This window comes from Micrococcus luteus, from assembly GCF_022664405.1.
Lineage (GTDB): Bacteria > Actinomycetota > Actinomycetes > Actinomycetales > Micrococcaceae > Micrococcus > Micrococcus luteus.
In genome coordinates, this window is the sequence record NZ_JAKRLB010000036.1 from 1 (window position 1) to 10,674 (window position 10,674).

General features: G+C 72.5%; 8 protein-coding genes. All 8 read right to left on the reverse strand.

All coding sequences use genetic code 11. From position 1 onward, the window contains the following. Positions 1-276 precede the first annotated feature (276 nt). On the reverse strand, positions 277-2,607 hold the full coding sequence (glgB, locus tag MF605_RS11570; RefSeq protein WP_134417097.1) for a 1,4-alpha-glucan branching protein GlgB: 2,331 nt from the start codon (positions 2,605-2,607) through the stop codon (positions 277-279). Between the two features lie 40 nt (positions 2,608-2,647). After that, on the reverse strand, positions 2,648-4,747 hold the full coding sequence (locus MF605_RS11575; protein WP_134417096.1) for an alpha-1,4-glucan--maltose-1-phosphate maltosyltransferase: 2,100 nt from the start codon (positions 4,745-4,747) through the stop codon (positions 2,648-2,650). Between the two features lie 102 nt (positions 4,748-4,849). Then, complete coding sequence (locus tag MF605_RS11580; RefSeq protein ID WP_036382449.1) at positions 4,850-5,641, reverse strand: ABC transporter ATP-binding protein; 792 nt, start codon at positions 5,639-5,641, stop codon at positions 4,850-4,852. Then, positions 5,634-6,623 (reverse strand): ABC transporter permease, encoded by a 990-nt coding sequence (locus MF605_RS11585; RefSeq protein ID WP_036382447.1) that lies wholly within the window; start codon positions 6,621-6,623, stop codon positions 5,634-5,636. The genes MF605_RS11580 and MF605_RS11585 overlap by 8 nt, the downstream gene beginning before the upstream one ends. Positions 6,624-6,754: 131 nt before the next feature. Beyond that, on the reverse strand, positions 6,755-7,738 hold the full coding sequence (locus MF605_RS11590; RefSeq protein ID WP_134417095.1) for an ABC transporter substrate-binding protein: 984 nt from the start codon (positions 7,736-7,738) through the stop codon (positions 6,755-6,757). A 232-nt stretch (positions 7,739-7,970) separates the two neighbouring features. Beyond that, a complete protein-coding gene (gene rlmB / locus MF605_RS11595; protein ID WP_036382443.1) occupies positions 7,971-8,960 on the reverse strand; it encodes a 23S rRNA (guanosine(2251)-2'-O)-methyltransferase RlmB in 990 nt (329 codons plus the stop codon). 74 nt (positions 8,961-9,034) lie between these two features. After that, a complete protein-coding gene (cysS, locus tag MF605_RS11600; RefSeq protein WP_041104726.1) occupies positions 9,035-10,492 on the reverse strand; it encodes a cysteine--tRNA ligase in 1,458 nt (485 codons plus the stop codon). Between the two features lie 50 nt (positions 10,493-10,542). Then, positions 10,543-10,674, reverse strand: a 132-nt coding sequence (locus tag MF605_RS11605) for an integrase core domain-containing protein (protein WP_237069566.1), incomplete at its 5' end; no start/stop codon positions are given.

The following is a 10,674-nucleotide window of genomic DNA, read 5'->3' on the forward strand; positions in this document are numbered from 1 at the left end:
ACCCGGTGAGCACCACCCGCCCTGGACCTGCCATTCTCGGCATGAATCCGCGGATTCTGTGTTCTTCACCCCGCCTCCCGGTCACCCGGTCGGCGTCTTGAGCACGAGATGGAACTCTACACACGAACCACACCGAACACAAAATCAGGGGCGACACCCGGCGTGCAGTCCCGGGCGGACGGTCGACTTCCGCGTGTTCTCGCGGATTCCTCGATGCCGTCCGACTCGGTTCGGCACTCCCGCGCCGAGACCGTCGATCGTGACGTGCACCACGCGTCAGGGCGTGACCGTCGAGTCCGGATGCGGCTGGAGCCACAGGGTGGTCAGCGCCGGCACGTTCACCGTGACGTGGGCAGGCTGGCCCTGCCACTGGCCCTCATGGGCAGCGATCACCTCGGATTGGCCGGTCTGCTCGCGCCAGCCGTCACCGTGGAAGTCGATCGCGTCGGTGTCCAGCACCACCGTCCACTCCCCCGCGGACGGCACCCCCACCCGGAGCCCCTGACGCGGCGACCCCGAGAGGTTGGTGATGCACAGCAGCGGGGCGCCGCCCGGTTCGGCAGCCGGGACCGCGTCGCCGTCGTCGTCGATCCGTGTCTCCGGCACCACCTGCGCAGCGGGCATGCGGAGGAACACGAGCGTGTTGCCGTCGGCGTCGCCGCCGTCCACCCACGCGAATCCCTCCGGGCTGTGGTCCAGCGACCACAGCGCCGGCTTGCTGCGGTAGAGCGCGTTGAGCTCCCGGATCGTCAGCTGGACCCCGCGGTGTGCCTCGTCCCACGAGACGGGCCAGTCCAGGCCCTCGCCCTCGGACCACTCGCTCGGCTGCGCGTACTCCCCGCCCATGAACAGCAGCTGCTTGCCGGGGTGCGCCCACATGTAGCCGTAGTAGGCGCGCAGGGTGGCCAGCTGCTGCCGGCGGTCGCCCGGGATGCGGCCCAGCAGGGAGCCCTTGCCGTGGACGACCTCGTCGTGGGACAGCGGCAGCACGTAGTTCTCCGAGTAGGCGTACACCATGGAGAACGTCCACTGCCCGTGGTGCCACCGGCGGTTGACCGGGTCCTGGGACAGGTAGGCCAGGGTGTCGTGCATCCAGCCCATGTTCCACTTCTTGCCGAAGCCGAGACCGCCCGCGTCCACGGGAGCGCTCACCCCGGAGAAGGCCGTGGACTCCTCCGCGATCATGTGGACGCCGGGGTGCAGGCGGTACACGGTCGCGTTGACCTCGCGCAGGAAGTCGATGGCCTCGAGGTTGTGGTTGCCGCCGTGCACGTTGGGCTCCCACTGCCCGTCCTCGCGCGAGTAGTCCAGGTAGAGCATCGAGGCGACGGCGTCCACGCGCAGCCCGTCGATGTGGAACTCGCCGAGCCAGTAGAGCGCGTTGGCCACGAGGAAGTTGCGGACCTCGGTGCGGCCGAAGTCGAACACGAGGGTGCCCCAGTCGGGATGTTCGCCCCGCCGCGGGTCCGGGTGCTCGTACAGGGCGGTCCCGTCGAAGCGCGCGAGCGCCCACTCGTCCTTCGGGAAGTGCGCCGGCACCCAGTCCACGATGACGCCGATCCCCGCCCGGTGGAGCGCGTCCACCAGGTGCTTGAACTCGTCCGGGGAGCCGAACCGGGAGGTGGGGGCGTAGTAGCCGGTCACCTGGTAGCCCCAGGACCCGCCGAACGGATGCTCCGCGACCGGCAGGAACTCCACGTGCGTGAACCCGAGCCACTGCACGTACTCCACGAGCTGCTCGGCCAGCTCGCGGTAGTCCAGCCCGGGCCGCCACGAGCCCAGGTGCACCTCGTAGATGCTCAGCGGGCGCTCGTGCGGGTCCGTGAGACGGCGGCGCTCCATCCAGGTGCGGTCCCCGAAGGCGTAGTCGGACTCGAGCACACGCGAGGCCGTGGCCGGCGGGACCTCCGTCCAGCGGGCCATCGGGTCCGCCTTCTGCCGCCAGAGCCCGTCCCGGCCGAGGATCTCGAACTTGTAGCGGTCGCCGTGACCGACGCCGGGCGCCAGCAGCTCCCACACGCCGGAGGAGCCGAGGGACCGCATGGCGTGGGTCCGGCCGTCCCAGCCGTTGTGGTCGCCCACCACGCGCACGGCCCGCGCGTTCGGCGCCCAGACCGCGAAGGCCGTGCCGACGGCCTCGTCGGCGGAGGTGCGGACCACGCGGGCGCCGAGCACCTCCCACAGCCGTTCGTGCCGGCCCTCCCCGATCAGGTGCAGGTCCAGCTCGCCGAGCGTGGGCAGGTGCCGGTACGCGTCGTCCTGCTCCTGGACGGGGCCGGTCGTGCCGTCCTCGGTCTCGTACGCCACCTCGACGCGGTAGTCGCCCGCGGCGGCCCCGGCCACCCGGGGCGTCGGGGCCACGCCCGCGAACACGCCGTCGTGCTCGTGCGTCAGCTCCACCCGCTGCCCGTCGCCGGCGCGGACCACCGTGACCGTGCGCGCCAGCGGGCGCAGCACGCGGTAGGTGACCGCGGCGCCGTCGGGATGCGGGTGGGCGCCCAGCACGGTGTGCGGATCGTGGTGCCGGCCCTGCGCGACGGCGGCCAGCACCTCCGGGTCCACGGCGAGCGGGGCGACGGCGGGGCGGGGGGCGGCGGACGGGGTCATGGCGATTCCTGTTCTGGGGACGGCGGGCGTCGGGAGCGGCTCAGCCGTTCCGGACGATCCGCAGGACGTGGGCGGGCTCGACGTGGGGGTCCAGGCGGACGTACGGGGTGCGGCCCCACTGCCAGCGCTGGCCGGTGAGCAGGTCCTCCACCTCGACGGCCCCGGACGCGTCGCGGTCCTCGGGGCGCAGACGCAGCGCCTCGAGGTCCAGGTCCAGGGTCGCCTCGACGACGTCGTGCGGGTTCGTGGTGACGACGACGATCAGGGTGTCCTCCGCGGGACCGGCGTCGGTGACCGCCTCGGCGTCCCGGTGCGCACCCTCGGGCCGGGCCGAGCGCGTCTTCGAGAACACGAGCAGGTCAGGGTGCGTCGAGGCGTGCAGGGTCAGGTTCTGCAGGTCGCCCAGCGCCGGGTGCGCCGCGCGGATCTCATTGAGCCGGGTGAGGTACGGGGCGAGCGAGGCGCCCGCGGCCTCCGCGCCCTCCCAGTCCCGGGGGCGGTACTCGTACTTCTCGTTGTCGATGTACTCCTCCGCGCCGGGCCGGGCCACGTGCTCGAACAGCTCGAACCCGGCGTAGACGCCCCACAGCGGGCTGGCCGTGGCGGCGACGACGGCGCGGATCCGGAACGCGCCCGGGCCGCCGTGCTGCAGGTACTCCGTGAGGATGTCCGGCGTGTTGACGAAGAGGTTGGGGCGATAGAACGCCGGCGTCTCGTGCGAGATCTCCTGGAGGTACTCCGCAAGCTCCTCGGCCGTGTTCCGCCAGGTGAAGTACCCGTAGGACTGCTGGAACCCGACCTTGCCCAGGGCGTGCATCATCGCGGGACGGGTGAAGGCCTCGGCGAGGAACACGACGCGCGGCTCCTCGGCGCGGACCTTCGCGATCAGCCACTCCCAGAACCACAGGGGCTTGGTGTGCGGGTTGTCCACGCGGAAGATGTGCACGCCGCGGGCCACCCAGCCCCGCACCACGTCCAGCACCGCCTGGGCGAGGCCGCCCGGGTCGTTGTCGAAGTTCAGCGGGTAGATGTCCTGGTACTTCTTCGGCGGGTTCTCCGCATACGCGATGGTGCCGTCCACGCGGGTGGTGAACCACTCCGGGTGCGCGGCGACCCACGGGTGGTCCGGGGAGCACTGCAGGGCCAGGTCCAGGGCCACTTCGAGGCCCTCGTCCGCGGCCGCGGCCACGAACGCCTCGAAGTCCTCGACGGTGCCCAGGTCCGGGTGCACGGCGTCGTGCCCGCCCTCGGGCCCACCGATCGCCCACGGCGAGCCCGGGTCCTGCGGCCCGGCCGTCAGCGTGTTGTTCGGACCCTTGCGGTGCGTGGTGCCGATCGGGTGGATCGGCGGCAGGTAGACCACCTGGAAGCCCATCCGGGCGACCGCCGGGAGCCGGTCGGCCGCCGTCACGAAGGTGCCAGAGGACCACGTGCCGGAGGCCTCGTCGAAGCGGGCGCCCTCGGAGCGGGGGAAGAACTCGTACCAGGCGCCGCGGCCGGCGAGCTCGCGCTGCACGTCCAGCGGGTAGAGCTCGGAGCTCGTGAGGTGCTCCCGCACGGGGCGGGCGTGGAGGACGGCGGACACCTCCGCCGACTCGGCGGAGGCCAGGCGCTGGGCCGGGATGAGCGACTCGTCCTCGAGGCCGCGAACGACCTCCTCGAACACGGCGCGGTCCTCGGCCGAGCGCTCCGCGTCCTCGGCGGCCCGGCGGAACAGGGCGGCGCCCTCGGCGAGCATCAGCTCCACGTCGACGCCGGCGGCGATCTTGACGGTGGCCGCGTGCTTCCACGTGCCCACCGGATCGTCCCAGCCCTCGACCACGAACTGGTGCAGGCCCGGATCGGCGGGCCGCAGCGTGGCCACGACCTCGTCCAGGCCGGGCCGGCCCGGACGCATCTGCACGCGCTGCACCTCGGCGCCGGCCGGGTCGAGCAGGCGGACGGTGGCGCGCACGGAGTCGTGGCCCTCGCGGAACACGGTCGCGCGGACGGGGATGTCCTCGCCGACCACGGCCTTCGCCGGGAACCGGCCGTCCAGCACCACGGGCTGCACGTCCGTCACCGGGATGCGCCCCGTGACGGTCTGGAGGCGGACATCGGCTGCGTTGGCGCTCTGGGTGTCGGGCTTCACGGTGCTCACGCCACGACGCTACCCCGCGGCCGCGCCGGTGAGAACGGCCGGCCCGCCCGCCCGCCGTGAGGCGGAGGGACGGGCCGGGGACGGGGAGGCCGGACGGAGCGCTCAGGACAGCATGGTCTTGTCGTCCACGACGGCGCCCTTGATCTTGCCGAACTCGGCCAGCAGGTCCGCCGGGGTGCGCCCGGCCTTCTCCTGCTCGTCCAGCTCGAGGATGATCCGGCCGTCGTGCATCATGATCAGCCGGTTGCCGACCTCGAGGGCCTGGGACATGTTGTGCGTGACCATCAGCGTGGTGAGCCGGTGCTCGGCCACCACCTGCCGGGTCAGGCGGGTCACCAGCTCCGCCCGGGACGGGTCCAGGGCGGCGGTGTGCTCGTCCAGCAGCAGGATCTTCGGGCCGGAGAACGTGGCCATGAGCAGGCTCAGCGCCTGACGCTGGCCGCCGGAGAGCAGCCCGACCTTGGCGGTGAGGCGGTTCTCCAGGCCGAGTTCGAGCTTCGTGAGCTCGTCGCGGAACATCGCGCGCCGGGCGCGGGAGACGCCCCGCGAGAGCCCGCGGGCGTGCCCGCGTCGCCAGGCCAGGGCCATGTTCTCCTCGATCGTGAGGTTCGGGGCCGTGCCCGCCGTCGGGTCCTGGAACACCCGGCCGATCGAGGCCGCGCGGCGGTGGTCCGGCATGCGGGTGACGTCCTTGCCGCCCACGGCCACGGTGCCGGTGTCCGGCAGCAGCTTGCCGGCGATCGTGTTCAGGATCGTGGACTTGCCGGCGCCGTTGGAGCCGATCACGGTGACGAAGTCGCCCTCGGCCAGGTGCAGGTCGATGCCCTGCAGGGCGCGCCGCTCGTTGACGGTGTTCGGGAAGAAGGTCTTGGAGACCTGTGAGATCTCAAGCACGGGGGGCCTCCTCGGAGACGGATGCGGCGGGGGTGGCGCCGCCCGGCTCGCCAGTCAGGGGCATGCCGGCGGTGGCCGGAGCGGCGGCGGCCGGCGCCGGGGTCGCGGCCGTGCCTCGCGTGCGCAGGCTCAGGCGCCTGGCGAAGCCGAAGCGCGGCAGCAGCAGGGCCACGACGACGAGGGCCGCGGAGATCAGCTTCATGTCGTTCGGGCTCAGGCCCGCGTTGAGGGCGAACTGGATGATCAGGCGGTAGAGCACGGCGCCGACGATCACGGCGAGCGTCGCCCAGAAGACCGTGCGCTGGCCGAACACGGCCTGGCCCACGATCACGGACGCCAGGCCCACGAGGATGAGGCCGATGCCCATGGAGATGTCCGCGAAGCCCTGGTACATGGCCAGCAGGGAGCCGCCGAGGGCCACGAGGCCGTTGGAGATCATCAGGCCGAGGATCTTCATCCGGTCCGTGGAGACGCCGTACGAGCGGATCATCTCCTCGTTGTCACCGGTCGCCTGCAGGGCGAGGCCCAGGTCCGTGTGCAGGAACCAGTCGAGGATCAGCTTCACCACGAACACACCGAGGAAGAGCACGAGGATCGAGCCCCAGTTCCGGGCCAGTCCCAGGTCGCCGAGCCACGTGAACAGGGTGTCCTGGCCGAGCAGGGGGATGTTGGCCTTGCCCATGATCCGCAGGTTGATCGAGTAGAGCGCGATCATCGTGAGGATGCCGGCGAGCAGGCCGTCGATCCGGCCCTTCGTGTGCAGCAGGCCGGTGACGAGGCCCGCGAGCGCGCCCGCCACGAACGCGGCGAGCATGGCCAGGGGCACCGGCGTGCCGCCCGTGATGAGCACGGCGGCCGTGGCGGCGCCGGTGGTGAACGAGCCGTCCACCGTGAGGTCGGGGAAATCGAGGATGCGGAAGGTCAGGTACACGCCGAGCGCGACGACGGCGTAGATCAGACCCAGTTCCACTGCGGTCAGCATGGGGCGGGTGCCTTTCGGGCGGTGCGAGGGGGGACGGACGACGGCGGGACGGGGTGGGCCGGCCGTCGACGTGCTCCGCGGCGGCTCGGACCCCGTGGTCCGGGCCGCCGCGGAGGCGGGCAGGCGCGGGATCAGCCCTCGACGAGCTGGTCGGCCCTGTCCTTGAGCTCGGCGGGGATCTCGACGCCGTAGGCCTCGGCGGCCTGCGGGTTCAGCACGAGCTGCAGGTTGGCCGGGTCGGCGTAGCCCACGGGCAGCTCGGCCGGCTTCGCGCCGTCCTTGAGGATCTTCACGGCCATCTCGCCGGCCTGCTTGCCGTGCGCCGTGTAGTCGATGCCGTACGTGCCCAGGGCGCCGCGCTCGACGGAGTCGATGTCCGCCGAGATGACGGGGACGCGCTGCTCCTTGCCGTAGCCCACCACGGTCTCCAGCGCCGAGACGACGGCGTTGTCCGTGGGCACGTAGATGCCGTCCACCCCGGACAGGGACTGCACGCCCTGCTGGACCTCGGACGAGTTGGTGATGGTGGCCTCCTTGACCTCGAGGCCCAGCTCCTTGCCGGCCTCCTTGGCCTGGTCCACCTGGACCTTGGAGTTGGCCTCGCCGGAGTTGTAGACGATGCCGACGGTCGTGGCGTCCGGCTTCACGTCCTTGAGCAGCTGCAGCTGCTCCTTGACCGGGTTGCGGTCCGAGACACCGGTGACGTTGCCGCCCGGGGCCTCGTCCGAGGCCACGAGCTCAGCGCCCTTGGGATCGGTGACCGCCATGAACACGACCGGCTTGTCCTTCACGGCCGAGGCGGTGCCCTGTGCGGCGGGGGTCGCGATCGCGGCCACGAGGTCCACGTCCCCGTCGTTGGCGAAGGTGGAGGCGATGGAGGTGACGGTGGCCTGCTCGCCCTGGGCGTTCTGCTCCTCGAACGTCACGTCCAGACCGGCGTCCTTGAACGCCTCCTTGAAGCCCTCGGCCGCACCGTCGAGCGCCGGGTGGGAGACGAGCTGGTTGATGCCCACGGTGTAGGAGCCGTCGCCGCCGGAGCCGGAGTCGCCGCACGCCGTGAGCCCGAGGGCGACGACGGCGAGGGCGGCGGTGAGGGGGAGGGAGCGGTGCTTCATGAGACGGACCTCGTTCTGATGGTGCGGTGCGGGATGCGCTCGCCGACGGGGGCCCGTCGGACACAGTGCAGACACTGTGCGCGGTGACGCGCGTCACGGGCAAGACGTGGGCGTGTCCACGCGACATCCTGCCATGTGATGGGCATCACGGTGGACACTCTGCCCCGCTGGGCTTCGTGTGCGACCCCCGCGTCCCCGCCCGGCCGTCATCCCGGGCGGGACGCCGTGGAGGTCAGCGCCCGCCGGCGCGCTGCACCGAGATCTCGTACAGGGAGATGCCCACCGCCATCGAGGCGTTGAGGGACTCCATCGTCGAGTCGATCGGGATGGACACGATCTGCTGGCAGTGCTCCCGCACCATGCGGGACAGACCCTTGCCCTCGGCCCCCACCACGAGCACGAGCGGCTCCGTGGCCAGGGCGAGCCCGGGCAGGGAGACGTCCCCGCCGCCGTCGAGGCCCAGCACGAAGTAGCCGGCCTTGTGCAGGTCGACGAGGGTGGTGTTCAGGTTGCCGGCCTGGGCCACGGGCACCCGCGCGGCCGCGCCGGCCGAGGTGCGCCAGGCGGTGGCGGTCACGCCGACGGAGCGCCGCTCGGGCACGATCACGCCGTCCGCGTCGAACGCGGAGCCGGCCCGGATGATGGCGCCGAGGTTGCGGGGGTCGGTGATGCCGTCGAGGGCGATCAGCAGCGGCGGGGTCCGCAGGTGCCCCTTCTCGTGCTTCGCGAGCGCGTCGAGGGCCAGGGCCGTGGCGTCCGCGTACTCATAGGGCGGGATCTGCAGCACGATGCCCTGGTGCACGGCCTCGCCGGAGAGGCGGTCCAGCTCCGGCTTGGTGTTCTCCAGGACCGGCACGCCCTGTTCGAGGCAGAGGCGCAGGGCCTCCTTGACGCGGTCGTCCATCTCGATGCGCACGGCCACGTGCAGCGCCTTGGCCGGGATGCCCGCGCGTAGCGCCTCGAGCACGGGGTTGCGACCGGAGACCGTCTCGTCCGTGAGCTTCACGCGGCCGCGGACCTGGTCCTTCACGGGGCCGCGCTTGGCGGCCGAGCGCTCGGCCAGCTGCTTGGCGCGGTGCGCCTTGTGGTAGACCCGGTCCTCGGCCTTGGGGGTGGGTCCGCGGCCCTCGAGCGCCTTGCGGCCGTGGCCGCCGGTGCCCTTCATGGGGCCCTTCTTGCCCTTGGGCTTGCGGGATCCGCCGGAGCGGGGGGCGGTGGACATGGCGGGACTCCTGCGGGCCGGGGACGGGGGCGGCGGCACGCGGGGCGCCGCCGGATCGCCCTCCAGTCTAGGTGTCAGTCCGCCAGGCGCCATGTGGCGCCGTCGGCGCCGTCCTCCACCACGACGCCGGCCGCGGCCAACGCGTCGCGGATGCGGTCCGCGGTGGCCCAGTCCTTGTCCGCGCGGGCCTGTGCCCGCGCCTCGATCTGCGACCGGACGAGCGAGTCGAGGGCGTCCGACACCGGGCCGGCCGCGGCGTCGTCGCCCTCGGGCACGTCGTCCAGGCCCAGCACCGCGGTCATGGCCTCCACCTCGGCCAGGCGGGCGGCCGCGGCGTCGAGGTCCTGCCCGGCCAGCGCCGAGTTGCCGGCGCGCACGGCCTCGTGCAGGGCCGCGAGCGCCTGGGGCACGTTGAGGTCGTCCTCCATGGCGGTGCGGAAGGCGGCGGGCACGCGGTCCGCGAGCGCCCCGTCGGGGGCGGGCGGGACGGCGCCGGCGGCGCGGGCGCGGGCCGTGAAGCCCTCGATGCGCTCGACGGCGGCCTCGGCCTCGTCGAGGGCGCCGGGCCGGTAGTCGAGCTGGGAGCGGTAGTGGGCCTGCCCCAGGAAATAGCGCACCGCCGTCGGGCGGGCCATGCCGAGCATCTCCTCGGGGGAGATCGTGTTGCCCACGGACTTGGACATCTTCTCGCCGCCGTAGGTGACGAGCCCGTTGTGCAGCCAGAAGCGGGCGAAGCCGTCACCGGCGGCCGCCGACTGGGCCAGCTCGTTCTCGTGGTGCGGGAACCGCAGGTCCAGGCCGCCGCCGTGGATGTCGAACTCGGCGCCGAGGTACTTCGTGGACATGGCCGAGCACTCCAGGTGCCATCCGGGGCGGCCGGCGCCCCAGGGCGACTCCCACACGGCGGTGGCGGGCTCGCCGGGCTTGGCGCCCTTCCACAGGGCGAAGTCGCGGGGGTCGCGCTTGCCGCGCGGGTCGGCGTCGGGCGCGTCCTGCATGTCCTCGACGCGCTGGCGGGTGAGCTCGCCGTAGCGCTCCCAGGACCGGACGTCGAAGTAGACGTCGCCCGAGCCGTCCTGCGCGGGGTAGGCGTGGCCGCGCTCCATCAGGCGCTCGATGAGCGCGAACATCTCGGGCACGTGGCCGGTGGCGCGCGGCTCATAGGTGGGACGGCGGACGCCGAGGGCGAGGTAGGCGGCGTCGAACGCCTTCTCGAACCGGTAGGCCAGGGCCCACCACGGCTCGCGGGCCGGGTAGAGGTCCGAGGCCTCGAAGCCGGCCTCGTGGGAGGCGGCCGAGCGGTCGAGGATCTTGTCGTCGATGTCCGTCACGTTCCGCACCGAGGTGACGCGCAGCCCGGTGGCCTCGAGCCAGCGGATGAGGATGTCGAACACGATCGCGCTGCGCACGTGGCCCACGTGCGGCATGCCCTGCACCGTGGCCCCGCAGTAGTACACCGACGCCTCGCCGGGCACGAGGGGCTCGAAGTCCCGGATCTGCGCGGTGCGGGTGTCGTAGAAGCGCTGGGCCATGGGGGCGCGGTCCTTCCGGAGGGGCGGGGTCCTGACGGGGCTCTGCCAGCCTAGTTGTAGGAGGGCATGACGTTGTTGACTCGGGCCGGTGCCAACGAGGCCGGAGGAGCGTCTCCGCAGGAGGTATGAGGCCGATGGTAGTTGTAGTGGTTCACCCACACCGCCAGGGCCTCACGCCGAGC